Annotated in this window: 12 protein-coding genes and 1 pseudogene; 6 read left to right on the top strand and 7 right to left on the bottom strand. The window is 68.3% G+C overall.

The window, feature by feature from the left end; genetic code table 11:
• Positions 1-5 precede the first annotated feature (5 nt).
• Entirely contained in the window at positions 6-1,841 is a 1,836-nt protein-coding gene (locus ACFVHV_RS15900) for an NHL domain-containing thioredoxin family protein (protein WP_380351646.1), read from the top strand.
• An 88-nt stretch (positions 1,842-1,929) separates the two neighbouring features.
• On the opposite strand, the gene ACFVHV_RS15895 is transcribed toward ACFVHV_RS15900, so the two are convergent.
• Positions 1,930-3,237 (bottom strand): M18 family aminopeptidase, encoded by a 1,308-nt coding sequence (locus tag ACFVHV_RS15895; protein ID WP_380351644.1) that lies wholly within the window; start codon positions 3,235-3,237, stop codon positions 1,930-1,932.
• A gap of 282 nt (positions 3,238-3,519) precedes the next feature.
• Positions 3,520-5,349, bottom strand: coding sequence for an acyl-CoA dehydrogenase (locus ACFVHV_RS15890; RefSeq protein WP_359898008.1), 1,830 nt, complete (start codon positions 5,347-5,349; stop codon positions 3,520-3,522).
• 213 nt (positions 5,350-5,562) lie between these two features.
• Here ACFVHV_RS15890 and ACFVHV_RS15885 point away from each other — a divergent pair, with 213 nt between their 5' ends.
• The 3 genes and pseudogenes from ACFVHV_RS15885 (at position 5,563) to ACFVHV_RS15875 (ending at position 7,479) form a co-directional block, all read left to right on the top strand.
• Positions 5,563-6,066 (top strand): SseB family protein, encoded by a 504-nt coding sequence (locus ACFVHV_RS15885; RefSeq protein ID WP_380351642.1) that lies wholly within the window; start codon positions 5,563-5,565, stop codon positions 6,064-6,066.
• A 123-nt stretch (positions 6,067-6,189) separates the two neighbouring features.
• Positions 6,190-6,405 (top strand): annotated as a pseudogene (locus ACFVHV_RS15880) (pirin family protein); the annotation flags it as partial.
• A 108-nt stretch (positions 6,406-6,513) separates the two neighbouring features.
• On the top strand, positions 6,514-7,479 hold the full coding sequence (locus tag ACFVHV_RS15875; protein WP_380351640.1) for a pirin family protein: 966 nt from the start codon (positions 6,514-6,516) through the stop codon (positions 7,477-7,479).
• 180 nt (positions 7,480-7,659) lie between these two features.
• Here the strand turns inward: ACFVHV_RS15875 and ACFVHV_RS15870 are convergent, their stop codons facing one another.
• The 3 genes from ACFVHV_RS15870 to ACFVHV_RS15860 form a co-directional block, all read right to left on the bottom strand.
• Entirely contained in the window at positions 7,660-10,698 is a 3,039-nt protein-coding gene (locus ACFVHV_RS15870) for a type I restriction endonuclease subunit R (RefSeq protein ID WP_380351676.1), read from the bottom strand.
• A gap of 70 nt (positions 10,699-10,768) precedes the next feature.
• Positions 10,769-11,899 (bottom strand): restriction endonuclease subunit S, encoded by a 1,131-nt coding sequence (locus ACFVHV_RS15865; protein WP_380351639.1) that lies wholly within the window; start codon positions 11,897-11,899, stop codon positions 10,769-10,771.
• Positions 11,900-11,930: 31 nt separating this feature from the next.
• Positions 11,931-13,505 (bottom strand): N-6 DNA methylase, encoded by a 1,575-nt coding sequence (locus ACFVHV_RS15860; protein WP_380351638.1) that lies wholly within the window; start codon positions 13,503-13,505, stop codon positions 11,931-11,933.
• Positions 13,506-14,013: 508 nt separating this feature from the next.
• On the opposite strand from ACFVHV_RS15860, the gene ACFVHV_RS15855 reads away from it, so the two are divergent.
• Positions 14,014-14,568 carry an NUDIX hydrolase gene (locus tag ACFVHV_RS15855; RefSeq protein ID WP_380351636.1) on the top strand — a complete coding sequence of 185 codons (555 nt, stop codon included), beginning with the start codon at positions 14,014-14,016 and terminating at the stop codon, positions 14,566-14,568.
• A 21-nt stretch (positions 14,569-14,589) separates the two neighbouring features.
• Here the strand turns inward: ACFVHV_RS15855 and ACFVHV_RS15850 are convergent, their stop codons facing one another.
• Together ACFVHV_RS15850 and ACFVHV_RS15845 are read right to left on the bottom strand one after the other, a co-directional pair.
• Positions 14,590-14,892 (bottom strand): hypothetical protein, encoded by a 303-nt coding sequence (locus ACFVHV_RS15850; RefSeq protein WP_380351634.1) that lies wholly within the window; start codon positions 14,890-14,892, stop codon positions 14,590-14,592.
• A 246-nt stretch (positions 14,893-15,138) separates the two neighbouring features.
• Positions 15,139-15,999 carry a class I SAM-dependent methyltransferase gene (locus ACFVHV_RS15845; RefSeq protein ID WP_380351632.1) on the bottom strand — a complete coding sequence of 287 codons (861 nt, stop codon included), beginning with the start codon at positions 15,997-15,999 and terminating at the stop codon, positions 15,139-15,141.
• A 181-nt stretch (positions 16,000-16,180) separates the two neighbouring features.
• On the opposite strand from ACFVHV_RS15845, the gene ACFVHV_RS15840 reads away from it, so the two are divergent.
• Positions 16,181-17,887, top strand: coding sequence for a proline--tRNA ligase (locus tag ACFVHV_RS15840; protein WP_380351631.1), 1,707 nt, complete (start codon positions 16,181-16,183; stop codon positions 17,885-17,887).
• Positions 17,888-18,018: the final 131 nt, after the last annotated feature.

The following is an 18,018-nucleotide window of genomic DNA, read 5'->3' as shown; positions in this document are numbered from 1 at the left end:
GACGCATGGCATCTCGTGCACGTGTACGCGCCCCCGAGCTGGTCGGGGCAGGCGGTTGGCTGAACACCGGCGGCAAGGAGCTAGCGCTCGCCGACTTCCGGGGCAAGATCACCATCCTGGACTTCTGGACCTTCTGCTGCATCAACTGTCTGCACGTCCTGGACGAGCTGCGGGAGCTGGAGGAGAAGCACCGCGACACCGTGGTGATCGTCGGGGTGCACTCGCCGAAGTTCGTGCACGAGGCCGACCACCAGGCGGTCGTCGACGCCGTCGCCCGCTACGAGGTGCACCACCCGGTACTGGACGACCCGGCGCTGGTGACCTGGAAGCAGTACGCCGTCCGGGCCTGGCCGACGCTGGTGGTGATCGACCCGGAGGGCTACGTGGTCGCCCAGCACGCCGGCGAGGGCCACGCCCACGCGCTCGCCCGGCGGGTCGAGGAGCTGGAGGCCGAGCACGCCGCGAAGGGCACGCTGCGCCGCGGCGACGGCCCGTACGTGGCGCCGGAGCCGAGCGCCGGGGACCTCAAGTTCCCCGGCAAGGCGGTCCGGCTGCCGAACGGCCACTTCCTGGTCGCCGACTCCGGCCACCACTCGCTGGTCGAGCTGGCCGAGGACGGCGAGACGGTGGTGCGCCGGATCGGCGACGGGCAGCGCGGCCTGGTGAACGGCGACGGCGCGGACGGCGCCGGCCCGCGGTTCAGCGAGCCGCAGGGCCTCGCGCTGCTCCCCGAGGGCCACCCGTACGACTACGACGTGGTCGTGGCCGACACCGTCAACCACGCCCTGCGCGGTGTCCGTCTCGCCGACGGCCGGGTGACCACCCTGGCCGGCACCGGCCGCCAGTGGTGGCAGGGCTCGGCCACCGAGGGCACGGCCCGCGAGGTGGACCTCTCCTCGCCGTGGGACGTCGCCTGGTTCGACGGCCGGGTGTGGATCGCGATGGCCGGCGTGCACCAGCTGTGGTCGTACGACCCGGCCGCCGGCACCGTCGCGGTCGCGGCCGGCACCACCAACGAGGGCCTGGTGGACGGGCCCGCCGCCGAGGCCTGGTTCGCCCAGCCGTCCGGCCTCGCGGTGTCGGCGGACGGCGAGCGGCTCTGGGTCGCCGACTCCGAGACCTCCTCGCTGCGCTGGGTTTCACGTGAAACAAAGGCGGTCCGCACCGCCGTCGGCAGCGGCCTGTTCGACTTCGGCCACCGCGACGGCGCGGCCGGTCAGGCACTGTTCCAGCACCCGCTGGGCGTCACCGTGCTGCCGGACGGCTCGGTGGCCGTCGCCGACACCTACAACCACGCGCTGCGCCGCTACGACCCGGCGAGCGGCGAGGTCAGCACCCTGGCCACCGACCTGCGCGAGCCCTCCGGGGCGGTCCTGGTGGACGGGGACATCGTGGTGGTCGAGTCGGCCCGGCACCGGCTGACCAGGCTGCGGCTGCCGGAGGAGGCGGTGCAGGTCGAGTCGGTGGCGCACCGCACCCGGCGCGCGGCCACCGAGGTCGCCCCGGGCGCCTTCCGGCTGGACGTGGTCTTCGAGGCGCCGAACGGCCAGAAGCTGGACGAGCGCTACGGCCCCTCCACCCGGCTGCTGGTCAGCGCGACCCCGCCCGAGCTGCTGGTCTCCGGCGCGGGCGCGGACACCGACCTCTCCCGTGAACTGGTGCTCTCCGCCGAGGTCACCGAGGGCGTGCTGCACGTCTCGGCGATGGCCGCCTCCTGCGACGACGACCCGGAGATCGAGTACCCGGCCTGCCACGTGCACCAGCAGGACTGGGGCGTGCCGGTGACGCTGGTGGCCGACGGCGCCCGCCGCCTGCCGCTGGTCCTCGCCGGGATGGAGTAACACCGGACGACGCGCGGCTTCGCGGAACGGCGCGGAACGACGCGAAGGGGCCCGGCGGACGACCGCCGGGCCCCGCTCGCCGCCGTTCTCAGCCCTCCAGGAAGGCCTTGAGCGCGCTCGCCAGCAGGTACGGGTCCTCCGCCCCGCACAGCTCGCGCGCCGAGTGCATGGAGAGCGCCGCGATGCCGCAGTCCACCGTCCTGATGCCCAGTCGCGCCGCCGTGATCGGGCCGATCGTCGTCCCGCAGGGCATGGCGTTGTTGGAGACGAAGCTCTGCCACGGCACGCCGGCCTTCTCGCAGGCGGCGGCGAACACCGCCCGGCCGACGCCGTCGGTCGCGTAGCGGTTGTTGACGTTGACCTTGAGGATCGGCCCGCCGTTCGGCATCGGGTGGTGGCCCGGCTCGTGCCGCTCGCTGTAGTTCGGGTGGACGGCGTGGCCCATGTCCGAGGAGAGGCAGACGGTGCCGGCGAGCGCCCGGGCCCGGTCCTCGGTGGTGCCGCCGCGCGCGTGGATCGTCCGGTCCATGACGTTGCCGAGCAGGGGGCTCTGCGCGCCGGTGTCGGACTCGCTGCCGGTCTCCTCGTGGTCGAAGGCGGCCAGCACCGGGATGTACGGCAGGTCGGCGGCGCCGTCGGCGGTGGCGACGGCGGCGAGCGCGGCGGTGGCCGCGTGCACCGAGAGCAGGTTGTCCAGGCGCGGGGCGGCCAGCAGCTCGCGGTCGCGGCCCAGGTAGGAGGCGGGCTGGACGTCGTGGGTCATGAGGTCCCAGCCGACCACGTCGGCGGCGGCCAGACCGGCCCGCCCGGCGACGTAGGAGATCAGCGCGCCCTCGTCGACCGGGCCGAGGCCCCAGATCGGGGTGAGGTGGCGCTGCTTGTCGAGCTTCATGCCCTCGTTGACCTGGCGGTCCAGGTGGATGGCGAGCTGCGGGACGCGCAGCAGCGGCTCGTCCAGCTGGACCAGCCGGACGGTGCCGTCCTTGAGCGCGAGCCGGCCGGAGAGACCGAGGTCGCGGTCCAGCCAGGTGTTCAGCGGGACGCCGCCGTAGATCTCCACCGCGACCTGCCGCCAGCCCTCGGAACCGGTGTCCGGGACGGGCTTGACCCGCAGGTTGGGCGAGTCGGTGTGGGTGCCGACGATCCGGAACGGGGTCTCGGGGCCCGCCCCCTGCGGCAGGTACCAGGCGATCAGCGCGCCCCCGCGGATCAGGTAGCGCCCGCCGGCCGCGTCGTCCCACGCGTCCGTCTCGGCGACCTGCCGGAAGCCCGCCTTCTCCAGCCGCTCCGCGGCGCTCGCCACCGCGTGGTACGGCGAGGGCGAGGTGCCGAGGAACGCGATCAGGTCGTCGCTGTGCGTCCGGTCGAAAAATGCCTGGCGGGCGGCGGTCGACATACTGCTCCTGGGTCGAGTGAGGGCCGAAGCCGGATGGGGAGTCGACTTCGCACCTGAGCATATGCCCGTACACGGACACGGCATTCGGAACGCCTCAACCGCGAACCGGCCCGCGCGGCCGGTGGTTTCCGTCCTCCGGACCGCGGCCGCGGACACACCGAAGGGCCCGGTGGCAGCCGGGCCCTTCGGTGCGAGGGTGTGTCAGGCGGTTCGAATGCCGGGAGGCGTCCCGCACGGCGCGCCCCGGGAAGGGCGGTGGCGGGTGGCCCCGGGACGGGTGGCCTAGAAGGCCTCCTCCGCCAGCTCCATGATCTCGTTGTCGATGCCCTCGGCGATCAGTCGCTGCGGGGCGACGGTCGGCAGGACGTTCTTGGCGAAGAAGCGGGCCGCCGCGACCTTGCCCTGGTAGAAGGGGACGTCCTTCTCCGAGGCGCCGGCCTCCAGCTTGGCCAGGGCCACCGCGGCCTGGCGCAGCAGCAGCCAGCCGACCACGACGTCGCCGGAGACCATCAGCAGGCGGGTGGTGTTGAGGCCCACCTTGTACATGTTCTTGACGTCCTGCTCGACCGAGGTCAGGTCGGCGATCAGCTTGCCGACGATGGCCTCCAGGTCGCCCGCGGCCTTGGCGAGCAGGTCGCGCTCGGCGGCCAGGGCGTCGCCGCCCTCGGCGGAGCCGATGAACTTCTGGATCTGCTCGTTCAGCGCGGTGAGCGCCTGGCCGCCGTCCTTGACGATCTTGCGGAAGAAGAAGTCCTGGCCCTGGATCGCCGTGGTGCCCTCGTACAGGGTGTCGATCTTGGCGTCCCGGATGTACTGCTCGATCGGGTACTCCTGGAGGTACCCGGAGCCGCCGAAGGTCTGGAGCGACTGGGCGAGCTGCTCGTAGGACTTCTCCGAGCCGTAGCCCTTGACGATCGGCAGCAGCAGGTCGTTGAGGCGCTCGGCGGCCTCGTCGCTCTCGCCGCGCAGCTTGGCGGCCATCATGTCGTCCTGGGTGGACGCGGTGAACAGGACCAGCGCGCGCATGCCCTCGGCGTAGGCCTTCTGGGTCAGCAGCGAGCGGCGCACGTCCGGGTGGTGGGTGATGGTGACGCGCGGGGCGGTCTTGTCCAGGAACTGCGATATGTCGGCGCCCTGCACGCGCTCCTTGGCGTACTCCAGGGCGTTCAGGTAGCCGGTGGAGAGGGTGGCGATGGCCTTCGTGCCGACCATCATGCGGGCGAACTCGATGATCTTGAACATCTGGCGGATGCCGTCGACCTTCTCGCCGAGCAGCCAGCCCTTGGCCGGGTGCTTGGCACCGAAGGTCATCTCGCAGGTGTTCGAGGCCTTGAGGCCCATCTTGTGCTCGACGTTGGTGGCGTAGACGCCGTTGCGCTCGCCCAGCTCGCCGGTCTCCCAGTCGAAGTCGAACTTGGGGACGATGAACAGGCCCAGGCCCTTGGTGCCCGGCTTGCCGCCCTCGGGGCGGGCCAGCACCATGTGGATGATGTTCTCGGACATGTCGTGCTCGCCCGAGGTGATGAAGCGCTTCACGCCCTCGATGTGCCAGGAGCCGTCCTCCTGCTGGATCGCCTTGGTGCGGCCGGCGCCCACGTCGGAGCCCGCGTCGGGCTCGGTGAGGACCATGGTGGAGCCCCACAGGCGGTCGGTCATCCGCTTGGCGACCTCGAGCTGCTCCTCGGTGCCCTCCTCGGCGATGACGCCGGCGAAGGCCGGGCCGGAGGAGTACATCCAGATGGCCGGGTTGGAGCCCAGGATCTGCTCGGCGAAGGCCCAGATCAGCGAGTTCGGGGTGACCTGGCCACCGATCGACTCCGGGATGCCCAGACGCCACCACTCGGCGTCCATGAAGGTCTGGTAGCTCTTCTTGAAGGTGGCCGGGACCGGCGCGGTGTTGGTCTCCGGGTCGAACACCGGCGGGTTGCGGTCGGTGTCGGCGAAGGACGCCGCGAGGTCGTTCTCGGCGAGGCGTGCGATCTCGCTGAGGATGTTCTTCGCGGTCTCGACGTCCATGTCCGCGAACGGTCCGGTGCCGTACACCTGCTCGCGGCCGAACACCTCGAAGAGGTTGAACTCCACGTCCCGCAGGTTGGACTTGTAGTGACCCATGGCCGTTATCTCCGGTTCGTCGCTTCCGGGAGACCGCCGCGTTCCGGCGTCCCGTACCCACCAGTAGGCATCATGATGCTACCCAGCGGTAACTTGGGCAAGCCCCCGCCGGTGAATCCGCTATGAACGTGGTCACGTCCCACAGTCGGGGCGACCACTCCTTGTCAGGATCGATGCCAGCACAAGAGGGTGCGCTCCCGCTAGCCTGTCCGTGTGTACGGATATGACCAGAACACATACCCGGGCGACCCCTACCAGCAGCAGGCGGAACCGCAGCAGGGCATGAACGGCATGCCCGGACCCGACGCCTACGGCGGGCAGTCGCAGCCCCCCCAGCAGTCCCTGTACCCCGAACCCTCGCCGCCCTCACTCGCGGACGCCGTGCGGGCCTTCACCACCGGCTCGATGGCGGTCGAGGACTTCCAGGCGATCTTCATCACCTCGAAGGTGCACTGCCCCCGCGGCGACCGCCCCGGCTTCCTGGCGCTGCACAACACCCCGACGCCGGTGATCCCGATGTTCAGCTCGCTGAAGGAGCTGCGCCGTTACGCGGGCAAGGAGTCCAAGCACTTCACCGTGACCGGCGCCGAGGTCCTGGACCTGCTGCCGACCGGCTACGGCTTCGCACTGGACATGGAGGGCGAGCACCGGATGGTGTTCGACGCCAAGGCCGTCGAGCAGATGGTCGACTTCACGATGCGCCGGATGTACGGCTGACCCATCCTGGAAGAGGAGCCCCCGCTCCTCCGTCACTACTTAGTTCAATTTTCAACTTGCTTGTTGTTGAGAATTGAACTAACCTCGTGCACGTAGGCCAGACACCCCCCGAAGGAGGCCGACATGCCCGCCGTGACCGTCGACAACCCGCTGACCCTCCCGCGCGTCGCCACGCCGGACCCCGCCGTCACGAGCGCACGGCCGGTCCTCACCGTGGCGACCGCCCCCGAGGGCTTCGAAGGCGAGGGCTTCCCCGTCCGCCGCGCCTTCGCCAAGATCAACCAGAAGTACCTCGACCCGTTCATCATGATGGACCAGATGGGCGAGGTGGATTATGCGGCCGGCGAGCCGAAAAGCTAGTCCAGTTGGGGGACTAGTCGCAAGAGGGCTCTGACCTGCGGCGACGCAGGACGAACATCGCATTCCAACCCAACTGAGGAGGCCGGCATGCCTGCCGTGACCGTTGAGAACCCGCTGATCCTGCCGCGCATCGCGGCCCCCGCCGAGGGCTCCGTCGCCCGCCCCGTCCTGGCCGTCTCCACCGCCCCCGAGGGCTTCGAGGGTGAAGGCTTCCCCGTCCGCCGCGCCTTCGCCAAGATCAACACCAAGTACCTCGACCCGTTCATCATGATGGACCAGATGGGCGAGGTGGACTATCAGGCTGGCGAGCCGAAGGGGACTCCCTGGCATCCGCACCGGGGCTTCGAGACCGTCACGTACATCATCGACGGCACCTTCATCCACCAGGACTCGCACGGCGGCGGCGGGGTGATCACCGACGGCGACACCCAGTGGATGACCGCCGGCTCCGGGCTGCTCCACATCGAGACCCCGCCAGAGTCGCTGGTGCTGTCCGGCGGCCTCTTCCACGGGCTGCAGCTCTGGGTCAACCTGCCCGCCGCCGACAAGATGATCGCGCCCAAGTACCAGGACATCCGCGGCACCAGTGTCAAGCTGCTGGGCTCCTCGGACGGCGGCGCGCTGGTCCGGCTGATTGCCGGCGATATCGACGGCCACCAGGGCCCCGGTGCCACCCACACCCCGATCACGATGATCCACGTGTCGGTGAACCCCGGCGCCCAGGTCACCCTGCCGTGGCGGGCCGACTTCAACGCGCTGGCCTACGGGCTGGCCGGCAGCGGCTCGGCCGGCGAGGAGCGGCGGCCGTTCCACATGGGCCAGGCCGTGGTTTTCGGCGAGGGTGACTCGCTCACCATCCGCGCCGACGAGCAGCAGGACTCGCGCAGCGCCAACTTCGAGCTGGTGTTGCTCGGCGGACTGCCGATCCGCGAGCCGGTCGCCCACTACGGCCCGTTCGTGATGAACAGTCACCGCGAGCTCCAGCAGGCCATGGAGGACTTCCAGGCTGGCCGCCTCGGCACCATCCCCGCCGACACCAACCTGGGACGCTGACGCCGCAGCGAAGGGTCCGGACCGACGTACCCGGCCCGGACCCTTCGCACGTCCGGCTCAGGCCGTCTGCAGCCACGCTCCGCAGTCCACGATCAAGCTGACGCCGGTGCCGGTGGTGTAGGTGTTCTCCACCAGGAAGGCGATGACGTGGGCCACGCCCTCCTGGCGGCCGTGCTTTCGTCAGTCGACGAGGTAGTGGGCCTCGATGTAGGCGACGGTGGAGTCATATGGCTCCCCTACCGGCTTCAGCATGTACCGGCGGAAGACTGCGGCGGTGGCGCGGCGGGCGCCCCGGTTACGAGCGTCGGCGTTGTCCCATGACCGGGCGAGGGTGCGGGTGACCACCTGGTCGATCTCCTCGGCCAGGTTCCTCTCGGTGACTGTGAGGCCGGCCGGTGCGTGGTCGTGGATGATCCGTGACAGGACACCCACGTGGTCGTCGTCCAGCACGACGACGGCCGTGTTGGGGTGCTTCTCGGCGTCCACGATGGCGCGGGCGATTCGGAGTGCTTCGGACAGGAAGTCCAGGGCGTCCTGGGCGTTCTGGATGATCCGGTCGCGCAGCAGCCTTATCCGCTCCGCGAGGGCGGTGTACTTCGCGGACCCCGGTTCGACGCCCTTGTCGAGGGCGGCCTTGATGTGCTCCAGGATCTCCGCCGCGGACGGCGGCGTCTTTTCCTCACCGTCACCCTTGTCGGGCTTGGGGCGGACGAGGGCCAGCAGCTCCTTCAGGATGACAATGCCCTGGGCGTCCAGGACGAGGGCTTCCTCCTGGGAGGCGGCCACGGAGAAGGAGTGGACGTGAGCGTTGATGATCTCCAGAACCATCGGCCCCAGCTCGCCCAGCCGTTCCTTCCTCTCCTCGTCGGAGGACTTCTTGAACAGAGTCGTGTACACGGATCCGAACAGCCCGAAGCCGTCCTGGTACTTGGCGACCCGCTTGTCGGTGTTGATGAGCGGGTACAGGCGGGCCAGGAGCCGGTAGTCCTTCGTGAACACCTCGGCCGCGTCAGGGTTGGCGTCCAGGAAGACGTTGATGGCCCGTACGGACTCGTAACCGTGGACTGTGAGGTCGAGGCCGTCCACGTCCGCGAGGAGGTCTTCGATGCGGGCGAAGGTGGTGCGGAACTCGGCGACCAGCTCGGACAAGTCAGTGACGAATCCGCCGCCCTTGCCGGCTCCCTTCGAGGTGGGGTCGACGACGGCCCGCTGGACCTCTTCGGCCAGGCCGATGTAGTCCACGACCACGCCGCGGGTCTTCACGAACCCCGTCGGGGACACCCAGGTGCGGTTCGGGCGGGTGATGGTCTGGAACAGGCTGTGGGCCTTCAAGGGCTTGTCCAGGTAGAGCACGCCCTCGTTCGGGGCGTCGAAGCCCGTCATCAGCTTTGCGGTCACCACCAGGAAGCACAGCGGGTCGTCCGGGGAGAGGAACCGCCGCTTCTGCTCCTCCTCCTCGGCCTCCGAGAGCTGGAACGGCTTCATGGCGGCGACTTCGTCCTTGGCATCCGAGACGGAGATGTTCACCTCGGCGGTGATCCTGGCGTGCTTCCCTACTTTGGCGAGCACCTGTGACGCCTCGAAGCCGGCCAGCAGCTCGTTGATCTTCTCCATGTATGCCACGGCCAGCTCGCGGTTGAAGGCGACGACCTGGGCCTTGAGGCCGTTGCGGTAGGCGCCGGCCAGGTAGTGGTCCACGATGTCCTGGCAGACCGCGTGGATGCGGTCGGGGTTGGCGAAGACCGAGGTGAGACGGCCGAACTTGCGGGACAGCGTCTCACGGTCGGGGTCATCGAGATCGAAGTCGTCGGCGAACTGGTCGAACTCGGCCTGCAACTCCTGGTCGTTCATCTCGAAGACGACCGGGCGCGGGTCCAGCACGACCGGCACGGTCGCCTCGTCCAGCAGAGACCGGGACACCGAGTAGCGGTGCAGCACCCTGCCCGGGTCGGCCTCCTCGCCGAAGAGGGCGAAGGTGTCAGTGGCGAGGTTCCGTACGGGGGTGCCGGTCATGCCGAAGAACTTCGCGTTCGGCAGCGCTGCGCGCATCTGCCCGGCCAGGGACTTCTCCTTGTCGGACTGGGTGCGGTGTGCCTCGTCGACCAGCACGATGATGTTGGCCCTGGTCGACAGTTTCTCGCCGGCGTCGGCGAACTTGTGGACGGTCGTGGAGATGACACCGCGCACGTCGCCGGCCAGCAGGGAACGCAGCTTCTGGCTGGTCTTGGGCCGGTGGAAGTAGGCATCCCCCATGGCGGAGGTGAACACTCCGGCGGTGTGCCGCACGAGGTGGGTCCGGTCCGAGAGCAGGATGATCGTGGGTGAATCGGTGCGGGTGTCGGCCAGCAGCAGCGAGGCGGCGAAGACCATCAGCAGCGTCTTCCCCGACCCTTGGTGGTGCCAGACCAGACCTTTCGACCCGCCCTCCAGAACCCGCTCGTGGATCAGGTGGGCGGCCTCCATCTGCGGATAGCGGGGCAGGTACTTGATGTCGGCCCCACCCCCTGCCGTGTCGAAGAGGACGAAGTTGGCGAGCATGTCCAGGATCGTGGCCGGATTCATGAGCAGCTCGACGGAGCGCTTCACGTCGGCCTGCCCGGACAGGTTCTCGTCGTCGGCGGTGGACCGGAACGGCTGCCACAGGTTCGTGGGCGAGCCGGCGGCACCGAACCGCAGCTTCAGCCCATCGGATGCGACGGCGAACACGTTGGGCGTGAAGAACCAGGGGTACTCGGTGGCATACACGTTGTTGATCTCGTTGGCGGCGTCGACCCACCCGGACTTTGCGGTCGGTGACTTCACCTCGACCACGACGAGGGGCAGGCCGTTGACCCAGTACACGAGGTCGAAGCGGCGGGAGGTCTTGCCGGGGACGGTTATGGTCACCTCGTCGGACACGACCAGCGTGTTGGCGGTCGGGTGCTCGAGGTCGATGACCTTCAGGGCGTGCCACACGCCATCGGCGTCCCGGAACTCCTTGTGGCCGCGCAGCAGGCGCAGTACCTGCTCGTTGGCCCGAACCAGTCCGCCTTCGACAGCATTGACCGTCGCGACGATTTCCTCGACCACGGCGTCCACGTCGAACCCCCCGATCACCCCGGGGTTCAACCTGACGATGGCATCTCGCAGCTGAGAGGCAATTACTGTCTGCGTCGTCTCACGCGGCAACGCCCGCCCCGCGGTGAAGCCCCAGCCCATAGGGAGGGACCACCGGATCATCAAGTTCTGGAACTCGCGCTCCCGAATGCCCTTCGCCACAGCTCAGACCCCCAGTTCGGCAGACTCAAATTTAGATGGTGCGGTCCAGCAGCCCCGCCAGCAGGCTGGATCGTGTATTCAGGAGGCGTGCGGTCTCAGTACGGACCGCATCGGCGTTCGCACGAACGGACAGGACGGCGGAGGAAACCTCCCGCTGCCGGTCCAGGTCTGGAAGCGGGATCGGTGTCTCACGGATGCGATCCTGGCTGACGTTGACCATTGAGGCGCTGGTGCCTGAAGCCGAATCCGTGAGATGGGTCCTGGCCAGCTTCAGCGCCATCGCCACTACGAGGAAGTCCGGGTCCAATTTTGACGACGGGATGAGTCGAAGAGTCTTGTCGGCAAGGTAGAGGCCGTTCCGAACATCGCCAGGGACTCGCGCGACGGCCCCGACTCGAACAGGCGTGTTCGCTCGCGTGATGAGTACGTCGCCGGGCTGGACAACCGCGGACGGGGGCATGGACGTGCCAGGAAGAAGGGCTTTGGACTCTTCCGCGAGGAACCGGAAAGGTGTGACCGCGCTGACCTTCAACACGCCAAGCTCATCAGCGCGCGGGGGCCTTGTGTTTGCTTGGGGACTCCTGCCCCCTTGAATGTCGTCGAGCATCGTTCCGAGCGCCACGATTGCTTCGTTGGAGAGCAGGTCCTCGGCAACGGCCATCGATACGCGGTCCAGCGCATCGGCCTCTTCGTCGAGTGCGGTGATCTGGTCGTCAACTGAGTCGAGTACCTGGACGATCCCCGCTTGCACCTCGCGGGGTGGGATCGGGAGCTCGATCTGCAACAGTTGCTCTGGGTTAAGGCGCTTGCGTCGTTGAACTGTCCCACTCACCCGATTCTTCATTTCTGTCCACAGTCGCGGTGAGCGGCAGACGTGCCTAAACCAGTCGGGTACCAGTTCCGGGCCAAGCGTGAATGTCGGGAACTCGTTGCTGACGACGAATCCGTCGAACTCGGCAGGTACTACGGTGATCGGACCTTCCCACGCGGTCAGCTTTCGCATCACGACCTGGTCGACGCGCAGCACGTTCATTGCCGAATACTCTGTGTCTCCGCCGTCGAGTTCGCCTTTAGCAACAAGTCCCTGTCCCGCGTTCAGGACCCCGGCCAGACGGTAGGTGGTTGAAGGAATCATCGGCGTGCGCTGGATGTCGAGGCGCATCAGCGATCCGAGCGGACGAAGCGGGTAACCGTTACTCATCGAAACCCTCGATCCCAGCGTCGGCGAGCACGGCGAGCATGCGAGCCTCGGTCTTCTGCCGTTCGGCGCGGGCGACGTTGTAGGCATCGATGAGGGTGCCGAGGTCTTCTTGCTCGGCGGCGGACTGCTTGATGTAACGACCAATATTGAGGTCGTGCCCGTTCGCCACGATCTCCGTGGTGGACACGAACCGTGCTGGCAGAGCAGCTTCTACGGCGAGGTCCACCGGGTTGCCGTCGGCGTCGAAGTCCGCCTGGTAGGCGCGCACCATGTCGGCGATGTCGACCTTGGTGAGGACATTGCGGTTCTTGGCCTTGGTGAACCGCTTGGAGGCATCGATGAACAGCACGCCGCCCTTGCGCTCCGGGGGCTTGGTACCGGACGCTCGAAACACCAGGATCGCCGTGGGGATGGCCGTCGAGTAGAAGAGATTCGTCGGCAGCCCGATCACGGCTTCCAGGAGGTCGTCGTCCAGGACTCGCTGGCGGATAGCTGCTTCCTGGCCGCCGCGGAAGAGGACGCCGTGAGGCAGGACGACGCCTGCACGGCCCTTCATCGGGTCCATGCTGGCGATCATGTGCTGCACGAACGCCCAGTCCGCCGACGACTGGGGTGCGACTCCGCCGATGGCACGCGGGTCCTTGGTCCAGGGCTTCCACTTCAGGCTGTAAGGCGGGTTGGCGACGATTACGTCGAACTGCTCGACGGATCCGTCCGACTTCTTCTTGAAGCGCGGGTCCTTCAGGGTGTCGCCAACCTCAACCTTGAAGTCGGTGAGGTTGTGCATGAAGAGGTTCATGCGTGCCACACCCGCGGTGTCCGCTACGGCCTCCTGCCCGTGCAGCTTGAGCGTGTAGCCACGCTTGTTGTGTGCCTTCAGGAGGTTCGCGGAGGCGATGAGCATGCCGCCCGACCCACACGTCGGGTCGTACACCGATTCGCGGTTTTGGGGGTCCAGGACCTCGACGAGCAGCTCGACGACCTCGCGCGGGGTGAAGAACTGGCCGGCACGGGTGCCGGACCCGTCGGAGAAGCGCTTCAGCAGGTACTCGTACGCCCCACCGAGCACGTCGTAGGACATGTTGCCCTCGTGCATCTTCGGGACTCTGTCCATCGCCTGCATGACCGCTGCCAGGACGTCCCCCGGCAGCACCTCTTCGGCCGTCCAGGTCATGGCCCCGAAGATGCGGGAGAACTTGTCAGGGTTGGCCGTTTCGATGGCCTGCAGGGAGGCGCGGACCCGCTGGCCGAGGCCGGGTCGGGTGACGGTGGCGAGGATGGACGTCCAAGAGGAACGACGCTCGTGGACGGTGCCGGGGTGGATGAATGGGATCTCGAACGACTGGTAGTCGCGGTACTCGATCTCGTGGGCTTCCTCAGCGGAGTAGTCCAGGCCCTGGTTCTCGGCCTGGAACTCCTGGCGGCGGTGCTCCCAGGTGTCCGACAGGTACTTCCAGAACATCAGCGGGAAGACGACCGAGGAGTACTGCGATTCAGGCATCGCCACACGCAGCTCGTCGGCGGCGTCCCACAGCCGGTTCTCGATCTCCTGCTGGGTCACTGCCATCAGTCGGGGGTGTCCTTGCTCGTCAAAGGGCGGCGGCCCGAAGGCCGTGGTGTTCCTGCTGGTCACCCGATTCGGGCGCGCTCGACATGTACTCGCCGGGCGTGTCCTGCCGGGTGAACCTGCGCGGGGCGTCGTATCCCCTGTGCGGAACGACTCGCCAACGATATCCGTCCCCTGGGACAAAGAAACGGCGCAAGCGAGCAGCGGCCAGGTTCCCCCGCTTGTTGATCTTCTTCCTGGTCCAGGACACTGCCTGCCCGAACCGCGCTGTCGGACTCCTCGGCCAGGCACGTGCCATGGTGGCTGTCCCGTCTGGGAGCTCAGCCGCGTCGTCGGGGAAGCGGGTGGATGTCCAGGGTGTGGCGGGCTTCGACTGTGTGCTCGGCTCCTGCGGCGGACACGCGACCATCCACGAACGAGGCTGCTTCACATGCGCTCAACGTGCGCCGCCCGCTCGGCAGGTGTGGTCAACTATGGCCGCTGCCGCTTTCCCAGGATGTGATTGCTGATGAGCACTCAGGCCGATGGGCTCGAGCCGTGGAAGATCTACGGCGACCGCGTGGTCTATGACAACCCATGGGTACAGCTGGCGCTCGTGGACGTTGAGCCGCCTGGTGTGGCGCGCTTCGAGCATCACGTCGTGCGGTTGAAGCGTGTGGCCATCGCCGCGGTGCTGAATGCCGATGACCGCGTGTTGATGCTCTGGCGGTACCGCTTCGTACCGCAGTCCTGGGGCTGGGAGCTTCCTGGTGGCATCGTCGATCCCGGCGAGGACGGTCTGGGGGCTGCTCTGCGCGAGGTCGAGGAGGAAACCGGCTGGCGACCGGGTCACCTCGACCACGTGGTCACCTTCCAGCCGATGGTCGGCATGGTGGACTCGCCGCACGAGGTATTCGTCGGTCACGGGGCGACTCTCGTGGGCGCGCCCGAGGACGGTGAGGAGGCCGGCCACGTCGCGTGGGTGCCGATGTCCGAGATCCCGATGCTCATGGCGGAGGGGAAGCTCATGGGTTCGGGAACCTTGGTGGCGCTCCTGCACGTCCTGGCTTCCCGTAGGCAGTGACAGCTCGGGAGATCGCCGCCCTCACCGCGATGCTTTGAGCTTTCCGACCAGTTGGTCGATTCGGGCGCGTTGGCGGGCTGACCCCGTGCGGTTGGCCAGGAGCCGCGCCTGGCGTCTGTGGTTCATGGCCTCGTTCTGTTCCTCTCGGGCGAGGTGGGCCTGGGCGAGATCGCAGTGCAGGCCGGCCGTCGCCCTCGTGAAGGTTGCGTCCATTTTGCCGAGCGCGTCGTACAGGTCGCTCATCGCGGCGTCGTCGCCCAGGCGGGCGAGGACGTTACCTCGCCACCGGGCAAGGTGACCGTCGTTGAGGAAGATGCTCAACATGTCCGGATCTCGGTCTGCTCCTCCGGCGGGGAGAGTCGTCGCTGCCAGGTCCAGGGCCCGTCGGCAGGCTTCTGCCTGGCCGGCTTGAGCCAGGAGTTCGGCCTCGGCAGCGGGCAGCCATGCAGCCAGCAGGCCCAGACTCCCCTGCTTGTTGATCGTCTTTCCGATGCAGCATGCTGTGCGCCTGAGCCGTGCCGTAGAAGTCCTCGGCCGACACATGCCACGGTGGCTGTCCCGTCCCGGAGCTCAGCCGCGTGGCCGTGCCGCAACGAGGATATGGGTGCCTCCATCGCGGGCACCGAGGCTGGCACAGGCAACGGTCTCGTAGGCAAGGAACCGCTCCCAGCGCTGTGGAGATCGTTCGATGTCGGCCAGAACGTTTGGGTCTTCGAGGCTCGCCCAGTTGCTCGCTGACCCTGCCAGGACAGTGCCGCCGCACTCGGTGATGAGAGTGACGATCTGTTCCCAGGTGAACATGTGGCAGACGTGGGTCGCGTCGGGCACGTGGCGTAGGTCGCCGGTACGGATCACGGCGTCGGCGACGTCGATGCCATGGCGGATCGCGACCTGGGTGGCACCGGCGAGGCGGGCCCGCCAGCTCCCCCACAAGGACATCACCGAGGCCACTAGGACGCCGTCGGGCTTCAGGATCCGGAGGAGGCCGGCGAGTGCCTGGTGCTCCTGGTCGAAGGCGTAGGACAGGGGGCCGCCGTAGGCGAGGACGAGGTCGAACGCGTCGTCGGGGAAGCGGGTGGTGTCGCGAATGTCCAGGGTGTGGCGGGCTTCGACTGCGTACTCGGCTCCTGCGGCGGACACGTTGGCTTCGTTGAGGCGGAGCTGGACGGGTGAGATGTCAGTGACCACCACGCGGGCGCCGTGCTCGGCGAGCACGGTGGTGAACCGGCCGGGGCCGGCTCCGATCTCGAGCACGCGCTGCCCTTCGCTCAGGTAGGGGCGCAGGAAGCGTCGGTGGATCTCGAAGGAGACTCTGCCGGCGACGTCCTTGTTGAGCCGGTCCTCTTCGCCCTCGGCGAGGGCGTCGTAGTAGCGGCGGATGGCTTCGACGGACCGATCGCTGCTGGGCAGGTCGGCTGTGCTGTCGGCCATCTGCCTCCGTTCGGGCTGTCACGTGTCGAGGTGCAACCCTGACGGCGCCTCTCACCTGGGCTTCTCAAAATGGGGTGATTCGGGCAGGGCTCCGCCACTAGGATCCGTTCCCCGTCGTGATGTCGGCGTGAGCGCCGCCGCGACACTCCGCAGCTTCACCGAGAGGACGGTCTCCGGTCCTATGCGATGGTCCCAGCTGTACGTGCCCACTCTCCGGGAGGACCCGGCGGACGCGGATGCGGCGAGTCACCGCCTGCTGGTGAGAGGAGGGTTCGTCCGGCAGCTCATGGCCGGCCACTACTCCCTGCTGCCGCTGGCCGTGCGCGTCCGCGCCAAGATCGTGGACATCATCCGCGAGGAGATGACCGCGATCGGTGCCCAGGAGTTCGTCCTGCCGGCCATGCACCCGGCGGAGATCTGGCAGCGGACCGGCCGCTGGGAGGTGATGGGCGAGGAGATGTTCCGGCTCAAGGACCGCAAGGGTGCGGACCTGGCCCTCGGCATGACGCACGAGGAGATCTTCACCGCCCTGTCCCAGGAACTGCGCTCGTACCGGGATCTACCGCAGATCTGGTACCAGTTCCAGACCAAGTTCCGCGACGAGGCACGGCCCAAGAGCGGCCTGCTGCGGGTGCGCGAGTTCACCATGAAGGACTCATACAGCTTCGACGCGGCCGACGAGGGCCTGGACCACTCGTTCGACCTGCACCGGGGCGCGTACGAGCGGATCTTCGAGCGGCTCGGGCTGCCCGCCATCGCGGTGCAGGCGTCCAGCGGGAGCATGGGCGGCAATGCGTCGGTGGAGTTCATGAGCCCCTCCGCCGCCGGTGAGGACCTGGTGGTCCGCTGCCTCGGCTGCGGCTACGCCGCGAACACCGAGAAGGCCACCTCCGCCCTGGCCGCTGTGGTGGACGGCCCCGGCCTGGACGTGCCCGATCGGTTCGACACCCCCGAGGCCCGGACCATCGACGAGCTGACGCGCCTCCACGACGTCCCGGCCAATCGCCAGATCAAGACGCTGGTGTACGTGGTCGACGACCAGCTGACCCTGGTCCTCCTGCGCGGCGACCACAGCCTGGTCGAGCAGAAGCTCATCGACACCCTGGCCGCCACCGCTGTGCGGCCGGCGACCGCCGAGGAGATCCAGGCGGCGCTCGGTGCCTCCCCCGGCAGCCTCGGGGCGGTCGGCGTCACCGGCCTGCCGATCCTCGCGGACGAGGCCCTGCGCGGGCGCACCGACATGACCACCGGCGCCAACACCGACGGCGTCCACCTGCGGGGCCTCTCGGTGGAACGGGACATCACGGTGCAGCGGTGGGCGGACCTGCGCGAGGTCGTCTCCGGCGAGCCCTGCCCCACCTGCGGCGAACCCCTCGACGTGGTGGTCACCATCGAGGTTGGCCACATCTTCAAGCTCGGCCGCAAGTACACCGAACTGCTGGGTGTCACCGTGCTCGGCCCGAACGGCGACCGGGTCGTCCCGACCATGGGCAGCTACGGCATCGGCGTCGAGCGGGCGATGGCGTCGATCGTGGAGACGCACCACGACGAGAAGGGCATCGTCTGGCCGGTTTCGGTGGCCCCGTTCGAGGTCGCGGTCGTGGTCCTGGGGGTCACCGACGCGACGGTGGCCGAGGCCGCCGAGGACCTGTACCGGCAGCTGCAGGCCGATCGGGTGGACGTGCTGCTGGACGACCGCAACGAGCGGCCCGGGGTGAAGTTCAGCGACGTCGAGCTGATCGGCATCCCGTACCGGATCACGGTCGGTGCCCGCGGCCTCGCCGAGGGGACCGTCGAGGTCACCAGCCGGGCCACCGGCGAGACGCAACTGGTGCCGGTAGCTCAGGCGGTGGAGCACGTCCGCAAGCTGCTGACCACCGCCGATTGAGGTTCGACTCGAAAGCGTCGGGGTGGGGGGGGGGGGGCCCCCCCCCCCCCCCCCAAACACGGGAGGAGCCTGAATAAGGGCGGGTTGAGGCCGCGGTGTTGTTTTGTGGGGGGGCGGCCGGCGGGGTTGGG

The organism is Kitasatospora sp. NPDC127116, from assembly GCF_042677365.1.
Lineage (GTDB): Bacteria > Actinomycetota > Actinomycetes > Streptomycetales > Streptomycetaceae > Kitasatospora > Kitasatospora lactacystinica.
Note: the sequence above shows the minus strand (reverse complement) of the source record. Positions and strands in the feature narration are given on the sequence as shown.

Excerpts from the sequence above, each read along its gene's own strand:
- ACFVHV_RS15900 (WP_380351646.1), top strand. The coding sequence starts at position 6 with ATGGCATCTCGTGCACGTGTACGCGCCCCCGAGCTGGTCGGGGCAGGC.
- ACFVHV_RS15895 (WP_380351644.1), bottom strand. The coding sequence starts at position 3,237 with ATGTCGACCGCCGCCCGCCAGGCATTTTTCGACCGGACGCACAGCGAC.
- ACFVHV_RS15890 (WP_359898008.1), bottom strand. The coding sequence starts at position 5,349 with ATGGGTCACTACAAGTCCAACCTGCGGGACGTGGAGTTCAACCTCTTC.
- ACFVHV_RS15875 (WP_380351640.1), top strand. The coding sequence starts at position 6,514 with ATGCCTGCCGTGACCGTTGAGAACCCGCTGATCCTGCCGCGCATCGCG.
- ACFVHV_RS15870 (WP_380351676.1), bottom strand. The coding sequence starts at position 10,698 with ATGATCCGGTGGTCCCTCCCTATGGGCTGGGGCTTCACCGCGGGGCGG.
- ACFVHV_RS15865 (WP_380351639.1), bottom strand. The coding sequence starts at position 11,899 with ATGCGCCTCGACATCCAGCGCACGCCGATGATTCCTTCAACCACCTAC.
- ACFVHV_RS15860 (WP_380351638.1), bottom strand. The coding sequence starts at position 13,505 with ATGGCAGTGACCCAGCAGGAGATCGAGAACCGGCTGTGGGACGCCGCC.
- ACFVHV_RS15855 (WP_380351636.1), top strand. The coding sequence starts at position 14,014 with ATGAGCACTCAGGCCGATGGGCTCGAGCCGTGGAAGATCTACGGCGAC.
- ACFVHV_RS15850 (WP_380351634.1), bottom strand. The coding sequence starts at position 14,892 with ATGTTGAGCATCTTCCTCAACGACGGTCACCTTGCCCGGTGGCGAGGT.
- ACFVHV_RS15845 (WP_380351632.1), bottom strand. The coding sequence starts at position 15,999 with ATGGCCGACAGCACAGCCGACCTGCCCAGCAGCGATCGGTCCGTCGAA.
- ACFVHV_RS15840 (WP_380351631.1), top strand. The coding sequence starts at position 16,181 with ATGCGATGGTCCCAGCTGTACGTGCCCACTCTCCGGGAGGACCCGGCG.